The organism is Gordonia sp. SCSIO 19800, assembly GCF_018132775.1.
Lineage (GTDB): Bacteria > Actinomycetota > Actinomycetes > Mycobacteriales > Mycobacteriaceae > Gordonia > Gordonia hongkongensis.
The window spans coordinates 140,525-156,610 of record NZ_JAGRQM010000003.1 but is presented as its reverse complement, the minus strand read 5'-3'; the positions used below and the strand labels follow the sequence as shown (position 1 = coordinate 156,610).

Sequence of the window (16,086 nt, the reverse complement as noted above, 5' to 3'; positions counted from 1 at the left end):
TAGCGGGCACCGATCCCCCGGCGTCCGGACCGACCGGTCGCGCACCGCCGGGACGCACCGACAGCCCTACCGCAGTCGCGCTGCGATCGCCGCGTGCACGGATCGCAGCCGTTCGCGGTCGGTGGCGACCTCGACGACCTCGATCCCGCCGGGAGCAGGATCCTCGGCGAGCACCGCGCCGAGCTCACCGACCCCGACCCGACGATGCGGGATGTGGAAACCCGCGCACATCGACGCGATGTCGGTCCGATGCGGGGTCCCGAAGACCCGCTCGTAGGCCCCGGCGTACAGCCCGGTGTTGTAGCGCGGGTCGCCCTGTTCGAGCAGACCGAAGATCCCGCCGCCGTCGTCGTTGGCGACCACGATCCGCAGCGACGACGGGCGCGGCTCGCCCGGGCCGATGACCAGACCGGTCGCGTCGTGCACGAAGGTCAGGTCGCCCATCAGGGCGATGGTCCGCGCGCCGGCCTGATCCCGGTCACGTGCCATGGCGGCACCGATCGCCGTCGAATTGGTCCCGTCGATACCCGCGACCCCGCGGTTCGAGAGGACCCGCACCCCGTCGGTGATCCGGCCGGCCAGGGCGATGTCCCGGATGGGGTTGCTGGCGCCGACGACGAGTTGGTCGCCGGCGGCCATGGCGTCGCTGACCGCCCGTGCGACGTGGAGCCCGGTGGCCGGGCCCGGCTCGTCGAGTTCGGCGGTGACGGCGAAGGCCGCCCGCTCCTGTACCGCCGCGCATTCCTTGAGCCAGTCTTCGCGCGGCTCGCCGACGACCTCGATCCGGGTGCCGGTCGCGTAGACGTTGCCGGAGACGTCGGGCCAGCGCGGACCGGTGGTCAGCGCGTAGACGCGGACCTCGGGGTCGGCGAGCAGGCGGGACACCCCGCGGTGCAGCGTCGGCCGACCGCAGATGATCGCCTGCTGGGGCCGGACGGAGTTCAGGCCCAGCGGATGCAGCGGCGTCACCGGCCGCGGTGCCGTCGGTTCGGCGACCGTGGGGATCCCGGCAAGCCCCGGATGGACACCCGACCCGTGCCCCGACACGACCACGGTGTCCAGGGACAGGTCGATGGGCAGCGGGACGTCGAGCTTGCCGACCGGCGCCTGCGTCCAGGGCAGTCCGCCGGGCCGTCCGGAGAAGGAGCCGAGGTCGGTCGACGGGTCGGGGCCGGCGAGTTCGTCCGGGTCGGGGACCAGCGGTTCGCGCAGCGGGATGTCGAACTGCACCGGGCCGGCGTTGCCGGTACGCGCGCCCCGGGCGGCGGCGAGCACGCGACCGACCGCCGACCGCCACTGGCTGTTGGTGTCGAGATCCTGTTCGGCGAGGCCCAGACTGATCGCCGCACGCACCTGGGTCCCGAAGATGCCGAACTGTTCGACGGTCTGGTTGGCGCCGGAACCGAGCAGCTCGTACGGCCGGTTGGCGCTGACGACGACCAGGGGCACCCGCGCATAGTTGGCCTCGAAGACCGCCGGTCCCATGTTCGCCACGGCGGTGCCGCTGGTCATCACGATGGGGACGGGCTGTCCAGACGACACCGCGAGCCCCAGAGCCAGATAACCCGCCGAGCGCTCGTCGATCCGCACGTGCAGACGCAATCGCCCGGCGGCGTCGGCGGCGTGGAGGGCGAAGGCGAGCGGCGCGTTGCGCGACCCCGGACACAGCACGGCCTCGCGGACACCGCCGCGGATCATCTCGTCGACGATGACCCGGGCCTGCAGTGTGGACGGGTTGGGCCCGGGGGCGTTCTGGGCCGGTCGGTTCATCCCACAAGCCTAGTGCTCTCCCGAGTCCACACATCGCGGCGGGGAGCGGGGTTACCCTCGTCACGTGGGCTTTTACGACGATCGAGTCCTGCCGCACCTCATCGAGCGCACCTGCGGCATGGCGGCGTTGACCCCGCTGCGGGCGCGGGCCTGCGCGTCGTTGTCCGGCCGGATGATCGAGATCGGCTTCGGCTCGGGCCTCAACGTCGGCGTCTACCCGGCCGGGCTCACCGAGGTCGCGGCCGTCGAACCGTCGACCGTCGGATGGTCGATGGCCGCCGACCGCGTCGCCACCTCCCCGGTGCCCATCGAACGTGCCGGACTCGACGGCCAACGACTGCCGTTCGACGACGACTCGTTCGACGCCGCGCTCACCACCTTCACCCTGTGCACCATCCCCGACCACCAGGCGGCGCTCGCCGAACTCCGCCGCGTGCTGCGTCCGGACGGACAACTCGGATTCCTCGAACACGGTTCCGCCCCGGACGCCCGCGTCCGGCGGTGGCAGCGCCGACTCGAACCGATCCAGAAACGCGTCGCAGGCGGCTGCCATCTCACCCGCGACGTACGCGCCGAGCTCACCGCCGCCGGCTTCGCACTCGGGCCGGTCGATGCGTTCTATCAGCCCGGCGTACCGAAGCCGTTCGGCGCGCTGACCGTCGGGACCGCCCGGCCGGTCTGAGGTCCCGCTCGCTCCGCTCCCGGCGGCGGGCCTACTGTGGAGCCAGTGCGTCGCTGGACAGTGCTGATTCTCCTCACCGCGGTCGCGACGCTCGTTCTGGAGCTCCTCGAGGTCGACGCCGCCGCCCTGTTCGCGGGGCTCGTGGTCGCGGGTGCTCTCGCGATCGCCGGCCGCGCGCCCGGCCGGACGAACACCGACGCCGACGAATCCGACGACCCGATCGTCCCGCGATGGGCGTTCGTGGCGTCGCAGGGTGTCCTCGGCGTCTTCATCGGCACAATGGCCGAGCCCGAGACCGTCGGCGGACTCGGGTCGTCGTGGTTCCCGGTGCTCGTCATCGGCCTGGGGACACTGGTCATCTCGATCGCCTGCGGCGCCCTGCTCGGGCTGCACCGAGACGTCGACTCCCTGACCGGCTCGCTCGCGCTCGTCGCGGGCGGCGCGTCCGGGCTGGTGGCGCTGACCCGCGAGTTCGGCGGCGACGAACGGATGGTTGCGGTCATCCAGTACCTGCGCGTCGCGCTGGTCACCGTCACCATCCCGGTGGTCGCCTCGCTCGTGTTCGGTGCCGAAAACGGAGCCGTCGCACCGGGATCCGACGCCTGGTCGGCGGAAACGCTGCAGAATCAGGGCTGGGGACTGCTACTGCTGGCGGTGTGCCTGGGCGTCGGGATCCCGCTCGGCCGGTTGCTGCGCATGCCCGCAGCCGGTTTGCTGGGTCCGCTGGCGCTGGCCACCGCGGCCGAACTGACCGGGATCGCCGGTTCCGCCGAGGTGTCCCCCGCACTGCTCGCGGTCGCCTACGCGGTGATCGGCTGGCAGGCGGGCCTCGGATTCACGATGCCGCGGTTGCGTGCGATCGGCCGTGTCCTGCCGCTGGCGCTGGTGTTGATCCTCGTCATCGGCGCCGGCTGCGCCCTGCTGGGGGTCGTGCTGTCCGCGTGGACCGGCGAGTCGATGTTCGACTGCTATCTCGCGACCACTCCGGGCGGGATCTACGCCGTCCTCGCCGCGGCCACCGGGGCGGGCGGGAACGTCGCGTTCGTCGTGGCCGCCCAGATCCTGCGCGTCCTGCTCATGCTGTTCGTGGCGCCCTTCGCCGCGCGCCTCGCCGCTCGGCGGGCGTCGTGACCGTCTCGCCCGACTCGACGGTTACGTGTGACCCCGGTCCCACGTAAGGTCGGGAAGATGAGCGGGGAATCGAACACCGACACGACATCATCCACCTCCCACGGCCGCGAATTCGACGTCGTGGTCTACGGCGCCAGCGGCTTCGTCGGCGAACTCACGGCACGGTATCTGGCCGACCACGCGCCGATCGGTACGAAGATCGCGCTGGCGGGCCGCAACGAGTCGAAGCTGACCGACGCCCGCAAGCGGCTGCCGTTGCGCGCACACGACTGGCCGCTGATCATCGCCGACGCGGAATCACCCGCGGCGCTCGACGCGATGGTCGCGCGCACCCAGGTCGTCTGCACCACCGTCGGCCCCTACCTCAAGTACGGCGAGGCCCTCATCGTGGCGGCGGCCACCGCCGGCACCGACTACGTCGACCTCACCGGCGAGGTGCCGTTCGTGCGATACGCGATCGACAAGGTCCACGACGTCGCCGCCGCCTCGGGGGCACGCATCGTGCCCTCCTGCGGCTTCGACTCCGTGCCCTCCGACATCACCACCTACGCGCTGCATCGAAAGGTCTCCGACGACGCCGCCGGCGAGATGACCGACACGACCCTCGTCGTCGCGTCGTTCCGCGGCGGGATCTCCGGCGGAACGATCGACTCGATGCGGGTCATCGCCGAGGAGGCCCGCAACGCCCAGTCCCGGCGGCTCATGCTCAACCCGCAGGCCCTCTCGGGCGGCCCCGGCGAGGTCCCGCGGGTCAGCTTGTCCGATGAACCGAGCGACCTGTCCATCATCAACGCCAAGAAGGTCGATCCGTCGCTGCGCGGCACCCTCGCGCCCTTCTTCATGGCCGCCCACAACACCCGGATCGTGCGGCGCTCGAATGCGTTGCTGGACAACGCTTACGGCAAGGACTTCCACTACGCTGAGACGATGAGCGTCGGCGGCGTCCCCGCGGTGTCGACCCTGATCGCCGGCGCCGTCGCGGTCGGTACCGGCGCGTTCATGGGAGCGATGAGTTTCGGCCCCACGCGACGTGTCCTCGACCGCGTGTTGCCGAAGCCCGGTGACGGACCCAGCGAAAAGGCCCGCGAGAACGGTTATTTCGTGGTCGACACGTTCACGCGGACCACCACCGGACGACGCTACAAGGCCCGGATGCGCGCCCAGGGCGATCCCGGTTACAAGGCCACCGCAGTGATGCTCGCCGAGAGCGCGCTGGCACTGGCCCTCGACCGCGACCACCTGCCCAAGCGGGCCGGAGTGCTGACGACTGCCGTGGCGATGGGCGACGCTCTCATCGACCGTCTCCGCAACGCCGGGTTCAGCATCGACGCCACCGAGCTCACCGACTGACCTGACCCGACCCCGCCCGATCGCGTCGTTCGACCCTCCGGCAGCCACGCCGGCGCAGACCGGACCCACTCCGGCACAGTCGAACTCGCGGTCGGGCGGCGTCGTCTCCGGGCCCCGGAAAAATCTGGCACTCTCACCTCCAGAGTGCTAGACGAGTGCCGGATCCGGTGCTATCTTCGTTGGCAGTACAGCGATGAACTGCTCGTCTAACGGGTGGCGAGCAGCCTTGAGAATCAGGAGGTGAACTGCTGTGCTTCGTTTCGATCCCTTTTCCGACATGGATGCCTGGACCCGAGGCATGATGACCGGTTCAGCGGCCGGAACTGCCCGCACTCCCCGCTTCATGCCCCTGGACCTGTACAAGGTCGAGGACCACTACCTGCTCATCGCCGATCTGCCCGGCGCCGATCCCGGTTCCATCGACGTCAGCGTCGACAACGGGGTCCTCACCCTCTCCGCCCAGCGGAGCACGCCGTCCGACGAGGGCGTGCAGTGGCTGACGAGCGAACGATTCTCCGGAACCTACCGCCGCCAACTGACTCTCGGCGACGCCATCGACAGCGCGGCCATCTCTGCGCGCTACGACAACGGCGTTCTCACCGTGACCATCCCGGTCGCCGAGAAGGCCAAGCCGCGGCGGATCGAGGTGGAGTCGGCCGGCCGACCACAGGCGATCGAGACCAGTACGGTCACATGAATTGATCGTCTGGAGCCGCAACACATTTGAGGAAACAGCCGCATGTCGAAGGGGGGTGCCATCGACGACGAATCATCCCGCTCCCTAGTCCGAACGAACCGCAGAACCGTCGGTCTGTCGGGTAAAGCGGTGCCGTCTCTCTCTGCTCCCTGAGGTGCGAGGAGCGATAGCGACGAGCCACGAAGGGTCTTGGCGACGCATCTCGCCAGGACCCTTCGTGACGGCCTCCGCAAGCTCCGGCCTCCTCAGGGAGCAGGTTGGGCCACAACCCGTTCGGGCCGCCTAGCGGTCAGACCCGAACAGTTCGACGAGCGGCGCCGGGCGGCCGAACAGGAAGCCCTGGGCGTAGTCGAACCCGAACTCCTCGAGCATCGGGAGCAACGCCTCGGATTCGATTCCCTCGGCGACCATCTTCACCCCGGTGGCGGCGGCCATCTCACCGATCGCGCGGACGACGGCGCGGTCGGGCGAGCTGTCGGCCAGTTGCGCGATGAGCGTCCGATCGACCTTCAGGACGTCGACCGGGAGATCGCGGACGTAGCGCAGGGCCGAGAACCCGGCCCCGAGGTCGTCGATGCAGATCGTGCAGCCGAGGTCGTGGAGCGCGTCGATCGCCCGCGACGCGGAGGTGTCGACCCGGATCGCCTGGTCCTCCCGCACCTCGACCCAGACCCTCGACGGCTCGACACCATGACCGTCGATCAGGCCGTGGACGTACGAGACGAGCCCGTCGTCCCACAACTGCTGCCCGGACAGGTTGAGGGAGACGAACGTGCTCGGCCCGACGTTCCGGGTGATCGCCCCCGACAGGTCCCGGATGGCCTCGCCGATCGCATGCCGTCCGATGGGGGCGAGCAGCGAGATCCCCTCGGCCACAGACAGGAACGCGTCCGGAGCCAGCACACCGGACTCGGTGTGCCACCGGAGCAGCGACTCGTACCCGACGACCCGCCGGTCGGGTACCGCGACGATCGGCTGATAGAAGACCGAGAAGTCGCGCTCGACCGATCTGGTGAGCCAACCCGCGAGGTCGACCTCGGCCCGGATATGGCGCAGCGTCGTCGGCGATGCGAATGCGACGGCGGTGCGGCTGCTCAGCGCGATGCACAGGGCGGCGTCGGCGTGGCGGACCAGATCGTCCTCGGACTCGGCGGCGAGGTGCACATCGCCGACGGCGACGCCCATGCACACGTCGAGGAACCAGCTGCATTCCCCGTCGCTCACGGTGTGCGCACCGAGTTTGGTGCGGGCCGCCTCGATCAGTGCGTTGCGTCCACTCTCGTCGTCACCGGCGCCGGTCCACGGAAGGTGGATGAGCCAGTCGAAGTCCGACCGCCGCTGGAAACGCGCCCGCGGACTGATGGGCATCAGCACCTGTTCGATGAAGCGCTCGGCGGCCGCGGCCGACGTCTCGTAGCCATAGGCGACGACGGCTCGGTGGTACGGGTCGACCGACACCGCGATCACCGAGGTGCCGAACGTCAACACGACGTCATTCGCTGGTCCGATCCCCCCAGGGCGACGCCGGGGGCGCCGCAGTTCTCCATCGCGGAGATACTACTCAGCCGGTCCGCTTCCGGGAAGGAGGACGAGGCGCCACCGCTGGCGGACCAGGGCCGGCCGTCATGACCGTTCTCACAAATGCCCGCCGCGACGGTTCGACGAAACCGTGTGCAATTTTCGTGGGCCCGGGTCGAGACATCGATTTCTTTTGACAGATGTTCACAAAATCTGAGACCGACGCGGCCGGCGATTCGCCACTATTCTCGGCAGCGCTGCTAACGATTCCGCGAGGTGCGGCAAAACTGCTGGTAAGGTGCTTTCATTGCCTATGCGTAGGACACGAAAGATTACGCGGTTTCCGCCAATGCAGTCGCAGTGGCATTAATGCGAATCTCGGCGAACAAGCGGCTGTCCCCACAGCCGCCGACGGAAAGCGGTCGTGGTAGATGTCGTTGATCAGGAGGGTGCTCCGGCGCTACGACGCCCGGTCGATGGCGACACTGATCAGCACCGGCGGTGTCATCCCGCTGCCGGTCATCAGCGTGCTCGCGCCCGAGACGCTGTACCCGGGCGGCATGCCCATCCTGCTCACCATCTGGTCGTTCATCGCGGTCGTCTTCGCGGTGACGGCCATCCGCGCCCGGCTGACCGATCTCGAGTTCGCGTTCCTGGGCGGGTTGGGGATCGTGGGCATCTGCGGCACCTCGATGATCCTGGCCTCGCCGCGATCATCGACGCTCGTCCTCGCCATCGTCGCGGTCATCCCGGCGATCGGCGCGATCTCGGCGACCACCCGACTCATCCTGTCCCATCTGGCGCTGGCGGTCGTCTGTGCGGCAACCGTCCTCGCAGTGACAACGCCCTCGCTGCCGGAGTACCTGATCAGCTTCGGCGCGATGCTCGGCCTGATCGTGGTGCCGGTCTTCCTGGTCGTCGCATTGCGCAAGTCGATGGAGGCCGTGCTCGATCAGCAGACCCGCCTGGTCGGGATCGACCCGCTGACCGGCCTGCTGAACCGGCGCGGCTTCCTGATCCGCGCATCGCAGCTCCTCTCGGCCGCACGGTCGTCCACCGGTTGGATCGGCATCCTGCTGCTCGACGTCGACCATTTCAAGAAGATCAACGACCAGTACGGCCACCTCGCCGGTGACGGCGTGCTGCTGGCGGCGTCGGCCGCGATCCGCGAGCACGCCCCCGTGGGTTCGGAGGTGTGCCGCTACGGCGGCGAGGAGTTCCTCATGTTCCACGTCGTCCACGACGCGGACGAACTGTGGCTCAGCGCCGAACGCCTACGGGCCGCCGTCGCCGCCGCAGCGCCGGTCACCATCAGCGTCGGCGGTGTCTGCGCGCCGCTGCGCGTCGCCGGCGACCCGCTGGTCTCCGGCCGTTTCGACACCGCCTATTCGACCGACGACGTGATCGGCAACCTCCTGGGCCAGGCCGACGCCTGCGTGTATCAGGCCAAGGAGAACGGCCGGGACACCACGGTCATCAAATCCATCGACGCAGTGACCTGGAACGACGGCGCGCCGAGCGCACATGCCGCCGACGCCGAGCGGACGGTGTCTCCGCCGTCGGCCAGCCTGTACGAGGTCTTCTACCGACGCCCGGCCGACTTCGTCGACATCGACAGCCGGACCAGCGGGCGCTGAGTCGTCGCGGCCTGGAGTGCGTCGGCCTCCCGGCGCATCCGACGCCAGGTCTCCGGGCTGGTGAGGGTGTCGAGCCGGGCGCGGTCCCACCACATGAGCCGGGTGCGGTACCGGTCGTCGGGGAACGGCGTCGCGGACACCGACTCGTCGAGGCGTCCACCACCGGATTGCCAACGGCGCAGAACGTGGTCGGCCGCGGTCGCCATCATGGCCTCGACCCCGGACATCTCCATGATGACCAGCCCCAACCGCGACAACTGACCGGCCACCGACCCCGCGATCGCCGATCGCTCGTCCACCCAGGCCGTCTTGACCTCGACGATGCCGTCGTGCAGGCGTTCTTCGATGGCGTTGACGAGCTGCACCTGACCGGGCTGACCCGCCCATTCGACCAGCGCGTGCGACTGCGCAGCCGCCTCCAACCGGGGTTGGACCCGTAGTCCGCCGACAACCTTGCCCTCGCTGTCGAGCACCGCGAAGAACATCGCGGTGCCCTCGCCGCCGGCGACCTCGTCGTACTCGAGTGCGGCCGCGCACCCGTGGCGGTGGTACGACGCGTCCGCGCCGGCGAGGTACTCACGCCACAGTTCGGGCTCCGACCGCGGGCTCGCCACGACCACCGAGTACTCCGCCCCGGTTTCGGGTGCGATCGATCGCAACATCCCGGTGCGAACCTGATCATTGGTGACTGACACCTTATTCATCGCAGTATTGCCTTCCAGGAATTAGTAAATTTAGAGACGAGATCTCCCCCGACCCCGCGTGTAATGCTGCCACAAGGCCACATTTATGCACTCCCACAAGCGCAGTTCTTTTTGCCCGACCGTCGCTTTGACGGTTGGCGTCGTGCAATCCCGTGCGACACCATGGGCTTATGCACACGCCGCCGGATGCCGCCGCCACCCTCTACTTCCCGGACGAACTACCCGCCGCGTTGACCGCCGAACCGTCCCTCACTGTGTCCGACATCACGGCCGGCGCCGCCCGCGCGCTCGATGAACTCCTCCCGCCCGCCGAGCCCGCTCTCCGGGACGAGACACCTCGTTACGCGCACTTTCCCTGGCGTAACGCCCTCGTCAAGATCCCCGGTCCGCGCACGTTCCGGCGCCTGCGGCTCGACCGCAACCGGCACAAACTGACCGCGTCGCAGCAAGACGCTGCGGGCGAGCTCCGGATCGGTGTCGTCGGTTTGAGTGTGGGACACGCGATATCACTCACGCTCGCACTCGAAGGCCTTACCGGCGAATTACGTCTTGCCGATTTCGACGATCTCGAACTCACGAATATGAATCGAATTCCGGCGACCCTCATGGATATTCACGACAACAAGGCCGTGATCGCCGCTCGACGCATTTCCGAGATCGATCCCTATCTCACCACCGTCGTACATGTGGACGGCATAACAATCGAGAACATCGATGAATTCCTCGACGGCCTGGATCTCGTCGTCGAAGAATGTGATTCTTTCGATGTAAAGGTCCTTGTGCGCCAGAAATGTCGCGAGCGAGGAATTCCGGTCCTCATGGAGACGAGCGACGGCGGAACCCTCGATGTCGAGAGATTCGACCTCGAACCGGATCGGCCTCTTTTCCACGGCCTGGCCGGCGACCTGCGGATCGAAGATCTCGTCGGACTCGACCGCGCGTCGCTCACCCCGCTCGCCGTCCGGGTACTCGAGCCGACGAAGGTGACCGCGCCGATGGCGGCGTCGGCCATCGAGCTCGGGCACACGGTCACCGCCTGGCCGCAGCTCGGCGGCGACGTCCTCCTGGGCGGCGCCACCGTGGCCGCGGCCGTCCGCCGCCTCGTCCAGGGCAAGTCCCTGACGTCCGGTCGCGTCCGATTCGACCGGGACGCGTGGCTGGACGGCCTCGAGGACCCGATCGACACCCATGCCTCCATACCCGCAGCACAACCACCGGCCGACGCCGAACCGATCCGTCCGCAGGTGCAGCCCGCCGTCGAGGCGATGACCGATCGCGAACTCGTCGTGTACGCCGCGAGCCGGGCGCCGTCCGCCGGGAACCAGCAGCCCTGGCAGATCATCGCCGACGACGACGCCGTCACGATCGTCCTGGACCGCACCCGCACCTCGACCCTCGACGTGGAGCACCGGGCATCTGCGGTGGCGGTCGGCGCCGCCCTGTACAACGCGCAGGTCGCGGCCGCCGCGCGCGGGGTGCTCGACGACATCGAGATCGTCGACGCGGCCGACACGCTGGCCGGCCGGGCACGCCTCAAGGGCATCGACACCGGGTCGCGCTCTGCGGACGCGGAGACCGAACTCGACGCATTGCTCGCCCGCGGCACCCGACGTGGAGTCGGGGACGGATCACCGCTGTCGGCCTCCGATCTCGTCCGACTGCACGATGCCGCCACGAGCGATCGGACCCGGTTGGTGGCGCTCGACGACCGCGCGGACATCGACCGATATGCCTCGATCATCGCCCGATCGGATCGCGCCCGGTTCCTGACGCCCGAACTGCATCGGGAGATGTTCGCCGAGCTCACCACCGATCCGGCCGCCGCCGAGGGCATCGACGTCGCCTCGCTCGACCTACCGCCGGCGATGGCGGGGATGCTCGACGTGTTGCGGCGTGCCGATGTCATGGCGTTGCTCGACGAATGGGGTGGCGGTGCCGCACTCGGTGCCGATGCCGGCGCCCGGGCCGCGTCGTCGTCGGCGATCCTGGTCTTGGTGCAGCAGGGCACGACCCCCGCCGATTACCTCCGCGGTGGGATCGTCGCGCAGCAGCTGTGGGTGGCCGCCGAGCGTCTCGGCTTCGCGGTTCACCCCATGACACCGACGTTTCTCTACGCCGGGGACGACGCGACCGCGCGAACACTGTCGAGCAATCACGGCGACGAACTGGCCGCCCTGCGCCGCGAGATGCTCGAGACGTGGCCGCTCGACGCCGGCGAGGCGCCGACCATCGTGCTGCGACTGTCGCGCACGGATGCGCCGGCGGAGGTGAGCCGTCGTCTACCCGTGCGCCCGCCGACGAGTGCTGGTCAGGCCTGACCTGGGTTGAGCTTGATGAACAGGGCGTCCATCTCCGCACAGAGGCGGTCGCCGTCGTGCAGGGTGCCCTTGATGAAGACCTTGCGCCCCTCGATCCGGTCCGCCCAGGCGTGGATTCGCAGCGGCGTGTTCAGCGGTGTGATCGACCGGTATTGCACGGTCAGGTACGCGGTCCGGCTGACATGCTGGATCGCGACCGCCGACGCGAAGCCGCCCACGTCGTCGAAGGCGACCGCGACATGACCGCCGTGCGCGGCGTTGTTCCCGCCGAGGTGGAAATCGCGGAAGGTCAGTTCGGCGACGACCCCGTTGTCGTCCGCCTCGGTGACCACATACGGCGGCAGGGTGATGTTGCCGCGCGACGGGAGGTCGATGCGGGTCCCCGCCGGTGAGTGCCACTCGTCGATCCGGGAATCGGCGAGCCGGTCGTTGAGCGCCTTCAGTGACTCGATGAGTTCGTCGACGAGCTCGTCGTCGGGACAGGCGTAGCGGGCGTTGTCCATCAGCAGGCGGACCTGCTCACTGAACTCGCCGTAGCGGGGTCCGCCGCGGTCGGTGGTGATGGCCGCATGGGCCCGGAAACCACCCTCGTGCGGGTCCTCGTCGACGGTCTCGACGGCGCGATCGTTCGCTTCGCTCACCGGCCAACCGTATAAGAGCCGGCGGTGCCGTGCCCTAGCCGGTGTCGGTGTTCCCCTCCGTGCGACGACGGTCGGCGAGATCCACACACACCCCGCCCCGGGCCAGCCGGCGCGTCGACTCGGGTATGTAGTCCGGCACGCCACGCGGACCGCGTTCCTTTTCGTCCCGGATCCGGACCGCCCTCCCGACGATCACCGCGACCGCCGCGGACACGACACACCACGCGCCCCCGAGGATCAGAATCCACCCCCATACAGCCATACGGACAGCTAAGCATCCGAAACTGAGATTTCGGTGATGTTCGAGCCGAAGACCGGCAGGCATCCAATGGTTGAATGCAATCCGCGTCGAACCCGTCACGACTTCGTGACCTCTTCCGACCAATCCGCCGCTTGCAGGCGTGCGAAGCGCCCGGTCGCCGCGTCGATAGGCTGACCCCATGAGTGCGACGCCCGACACCCAGGGACCCTCCGGCCAGCCCTTCGACCCGGCATCGTGGGCGGTGGTGCCCGGCTTCGACGACCTGACCGACATCACTTATCACCGCCACGTCGGCGAGGGCCGCGAGTACGGGATCGTGCGCGTCGCATTCGACCGTCCCGAGGTCCGCAACGCCTTCCGCCCGCACACGGTCGACGAGCTGTACCGGGTCCTCGACCATGCGCGGCGGTCGCCCGACGTCGGCACGATCCTGCTGACCGGCAACGGCCCGAGCCCGAAGGACGGCGGATGGGCGTTCTGCAGCGGCGGCGATCAGCGCATCCGCGGGCGTAGCGGCTATCAGTACGCCACGACACACGACGACGACGTCGCGGCGGCCGGCGCCGAGACGGTCGACGCGGCGCGGGTGAAGGCCGAGGGCGGGCGGTTGCACATCCTGGAGGTCCAGCGCCTGATCCGGACGATGCCCAAGGTCGTGATCGCGGTCGTCAACGGCTGGGCGGCCGGCGGCGGGCATTCGCTGCACGTCGTGTGCGACCTGACCCTCGCCTCCGCCGAGCACGCCCGGTTCAAGCAGACCGACGCCGATGTCGGGTCTTTCGACGCCGGCTACGGGAGCGCCTACCTCGCCAAGCAGGTCGGGCAGAAGTTCGCGCGCGAGATCTTCTTCCTCGGGGAGGCCTACGACGCCGAGACCATGCACCGGATGGGCGCAGTCAACCGCGTCGCCCCGCACGCCGAGCTGGAGGCCACCGCCATCGACTGGGCGCGCCGGATCAACAGCAAGTCGCCGACAGCGCAGCGCATGCTGAAGTTCGCGTTCAACCTCACCGACGACGGCCTCATGGGTCAGCAGGTGTTCGCCGGTGAGGCGACCCGCCTGGCCTACATGACCGACGAAGCCGTCGAAGGGCGTGACGCGTTCCTCGAGAAGCGCGACCCGCGCTGGGACGATTACCCGTACTACTACTGAGCCGCGTACGCTGGCCGGCCACTTCCGAACGCACCTGCCTCGGACCTCGACCCGGGGTAGGTGGACGGCCGGATTCGCGCGTCTGCAGTGATCGACCGCGTGGACCGCTACGTCACCGCCAACCGAACCGTTGAGAGGCCCCAGCCGACGCGGTGATCCGTGGGTGCCATGTCGCGCGCGTAATGCATGCAATGCCCGGTCTCACTTTAGTTTTGAGGTGCGAAGATCGAGACCCGAGGGAGCGGGTGTTGCGGCCTGTCAGAGTATGGCAGAAGCTCCTCGGAATAGAGCGTGCCCGAGTAGTGGGTGTCGGGTTCGATGCGGAACAGCTGGTATGGGCGGGTGAAGGCGCCGGGAAGAATGCCGTCGAGCGAGTCTCTCGATGAGCTCTGTTATGTGGGTGCCCGTCCCGAGTCGACAGCGGCTGCAATCCAACGTCGCCGACGATGTCAATGGCGTGCTTGTTCGCTCGAATCAGATGAACGAGACAGTCCGCCAATTACTTTCAGGCGCAAACCCTTAATGTTGGGCGCCGCTGTGGCGATGGATCAGGGAGGCGGAGCCCTCCAGCGGGGCGGCGCATGCCGAACGGCCCTGCATGCCGGCCATCAACCCATGGCCGATACGCCGATCGCGTCACCCGATGACCGTGGCTCGATACCGCCAGCCAGCGCGCGGTCACCGACGTAGTGCGCCTGCTGTCGCCGACGAATCGTTTGTCCGCGAACGAGTTCACGACTTCGGAATCCGCCGCATCGAGCCCGGGAACCACCGATTTCTACAATCCTGGGACAAGATACGAAACGCGAGTGACTGGAGTCCACCACTGTGGACCGTTTGGGCACGGTCACCGGAGATCATGCACAGTCGACGAAAAATGCTGCACAGCCGCTGATTTCACGGTTATCAGCTTGTGGAATTTCCTCGAAATCGAACGCATGTTCCTGTACCTTGGAGTCATGCCGGAGCTAGCCACTCTCCTCGATCAACTCATCGAGACCACCCCACCCGCCGATGACCCCACGGGCAGAGCAACATTCGACGCCCTCGACACGTGGCGTCTGATCCGCAACCTTGCAGATCATCAGATCGTCGCTCACGCAGCGCAACTCGACGACCTCGGCGTCGCGCAGAAGGCCGGCAGCACCACCAAGAAACTGCTGATCGAGTCCGGCCATGCGCCGGCCGCTGCTCTTCGCACCATGCGGGGTGTCGACGCGCTGCCGACGCTGCCCGTGGTGGCGCATCACGCCGCCGATGGGCGGCTGTCCGGCGAGGTCGTCGATGCCATCGTGCGGGGGATCAACGAGATCGAGAAGCGTTGTCACAAAGCCCTTTCCGATGACGAGCGCGCCCAGTACGAACTCGAACTCATCGCCCAAGCACTCTCCGGCGCAACACCGACAGAAGTGCTCAAGCATGGCCGAGCCATCGCCAATACTCTGGCGGACACCTCCGACACCGGTGTACCGGCCGCCGACGACCCATCGCTGAACGCGGTCAACGCCCACACCACCGACGACGGCCGCGTCGAAGTACATGCCGACCTCACCCAAATCGTGGGAGAGAAGTTCCAGGCCATGATCGATGAACGCTCCTGCCCCAGGCCGGAACCCGACGGCGCACAGGATCGACGCACCGCCGAGCAACGCCGCGCCGACGCCTTCGAACTGATCCTCGACCAAGCCGCGATCGGCGCTACCCTCGATACCGTTGGTTCCCCACGCACTCAATTGATGCTGACGATCCCCGCGACCGGAGACCTGGCGACGCTGCCGTGGACCGGATCGGTCAGCCATGCCACCGCGAAACAGGTCTCCTGCGACGGATCCGTGACCGAAATCGTCCTCGACCGTGAGGGCGTACCGCTGCAGATGGGTCACACCCGCCGGTTGTATCCGTCACACTTACGCAAAGCGATCATCGTCCGCGACACGTGCTGCATCAAATGTGGTGCACCACCGTCCCATACGCAGGTGCATCACATCAGGCCGTGGGCCGACGGCGGACCCACCGACCTCGACAACGGCTGCCTGCTCTGCCAGCGCTGCCACACACAGGTCCACCACCACGGGTGGGACATCGTGATGGGTTTCGACCGCCACCCCTGGCTCGTACCGCCCGTGTCGATCGATCCGCAACGCCGACCGCTACCCGCATACAACCGACGCACCATGCGCCTCGACGACGCCGCCTGACCGGCCCTCCGACACACACTTTCGC

General features: G+C 68.2%; 13 protein-coding genes. 8 read left to right on the top strand and 5 right to left on the bottom strand.

Annotation, left to right across the window (positions count from 1 at the left end):
* Positions 1-66: 66 nt before the first annotated feature.
* Positions 67-1,770 carry a 2-succinyl-5-enolpyruvyl-6-hydroxy-3-cyclohexene-1-carboxylic-acid synthase gene (gene menD, locus KB201_RS04700; RefSeq protein ID WP_159370194.1) on the bottom strand — a complete coding sequence of 568 codons (1,704 nt, stop codon included), beginning with the start codon at positions 1,768-1,770 and terminating at the stop codon, positions 67-69.
* 64 nt (positions 1,771-1,834) lie between these two features.
* Between menD and KB201_RS04695 the strand changes: the two genes are divergently transcribed.
* From KB201_RS04695 to KB201_RS04680, 4 genes are all read left to right on the top strand, one after another.
* Positions 1,835-2,452, top strand: coding sequence for a class I SAM-dependent methyltransferase (locus tag KB201_RS04695; protein ID WP_058253339.1), 618 nt, complete (start codon positions 1,835-1,837; stop codon positions 2,450-2,452).
* A 45-nt stretch (positions 2,453-2,497) separates the two neighbouring features.
* Positions 2,498-3,583 (top strand): AbrB family transcriptional regulator, encoded by a 1,086-nt coding sequence (locus tag KB201_RS04690; protein WP_068970029.1) that lies wholly within the window; start codon positions 2,498-2,500, stop codon positions 3,581-3,583.
* Between the two features lie 57 nt (positions 3,584-3,640).
* On the top strand, positions 3,641-4,933 hold the full coding sequence (locus KB201_RS04685; RefSeq protein WP_058253359.1) for a trans-acting enoyl reductase family protein: 1,293 nt from the start codon (positions 3,641-3,643) through the stop codon (positions 4,931-4,933).
* A 250-nt stretch (positions 4,934-5,183) separates the two neighbouring features.
* Entirely contained in the window at positions 5,184-5,630 is a 447-nt protein-coding gene (locus KB201_RS04680; protein ID WP_058253341.1) for an Hsp20/alpha crystallin family protein, read from the top strand.
* A gap of 282 nt (positions 5,631-5,912) precedes the next feature.
* Here the strand turns inward: KB201_RS04680 and KB201_RS04675 are convergent, their stop codons facing one another.
* The gene (locus KB201_RS04675) at positions 5,913-7,118 is read right to left on the bottom strand and encodes an EAL domain-containing protein (protein ID WP_211538496.1); all 1,206 of its coding nucleotides are present in this window, start codon (positions 7,116-7,118) and stop codon (positions 5,913-5,915) included.
* Positions 7,119-7,579: 461 nt separating this feature from the next.
* Here KB201_RS04675 and KB201_RS04670 point away from each other — a divergent pair, with 461 nt between their 5' ends.
* Entirely contained in the window at positions 7,580-8,785 is a 1,206-nt protein-coding gene (locus tag KB201_RS04670; RefSeq protein WP_223258822.1) for a diguanylate cyclase, read from the top strand.
* Here the strand turns inward: KB201_RS04670 and KB201_RS04665 are convergent.
* Positions 8,731-9,489, bottom strand: a complete 759-nt coding sequence (locus tag KB201_RS04665) for a hypothetical protein (RefSeq protein WP_137809702.1) — start codon at positions 9,487-9,489, stop codon at positions 8,731-8,733. The genes KB201_RS04670 and KB201_RS04665 overlap by 55 nt on opposite strands.
* Positions 9,490-9,659: 170 nt before the next feature.
* Between KB201_RS04665 and KB201_RS04660 the strand changes: the two genes are divergently transcribed.
* Positions 9,660-11,807 carry an Rv1355c family protein gene (locus tag KB201_RS04660; protein ID WP_211538495.1) on the top strand — a complete coding sequence of 716 codons (2,148 nt, stop codon included), beginning with the start codon at positions 9,660-9,662 and terminating at the stop codon, positions 11,805-11,807.
* On the opposite strand, the gene KB201_RS04655 is transcribed toward KB201_RS04660, so the two are convergent.
* Together KB201_RS04655 and KB201_RS04650 are read right to left on the bottom strand one after the other, a co-directional pair.
* Positions 11,798-12,448, bottom strand: coding sequence for a PaaI family thioesterase (locus tag KB201_RS04655; protein ID WP_211538494.1), 651 nt, complete (start codon positions 12,446-12,448; stop codon positions 11,798-11,800). The two genes, KB201_RS04660 and KB201_RS04655, sit on opposite strands and share 10 nt — an antisense overlap.
* 34 nt (positions 12,449-12,482) lie before the next feature.
* Entirely contained in the window at positions 12,483-12,710 is a 228-nt protein-coding gene (locus KB201_RS04650) for a hypothetical protein (RefSeq protein ID WP_249145097.1), read from the bottom strand.
* A 178-nt stretch (positions 12,711-12,888) separates the two neighbouring features.
* Here KB201_RS04650 and KB201_RS04645 point away from each other — a divergent pair, with 178 nt between their 5' ends.
* Both KB201_RS04645 and KB201_RS04640 read left to right on the top strand, forming a co-directional pair.
* The gene (locus KB201_RS04645) at positions 12,889-13,863 is read left to right on the top strand and encodes a 1,4-dihydroxy-2-naphthoyl-CoA synthase (RefSeq protein ID WP_165630512.1); all 975 of its coding nucleotides are present in this window, start codon (positions 12,889-12,891) and stop codon (positions 13,861-13,863) included.
* Between the two features lie 938 nt (positions 13,864-14,801).
* A complete protein-coding gene (locus tag KB201_RS04640) occupies positions 14,802-16,061 on the top strand; it encodes an HNH endonuclease signature motif containing protein (RefSeq protein WP_211538493.1) in 1,260 nt (419 codons plus the stop codon).
* The last annotated feature ends 25 nt before the right edge of the window (positions 16,062-16,086 follow it).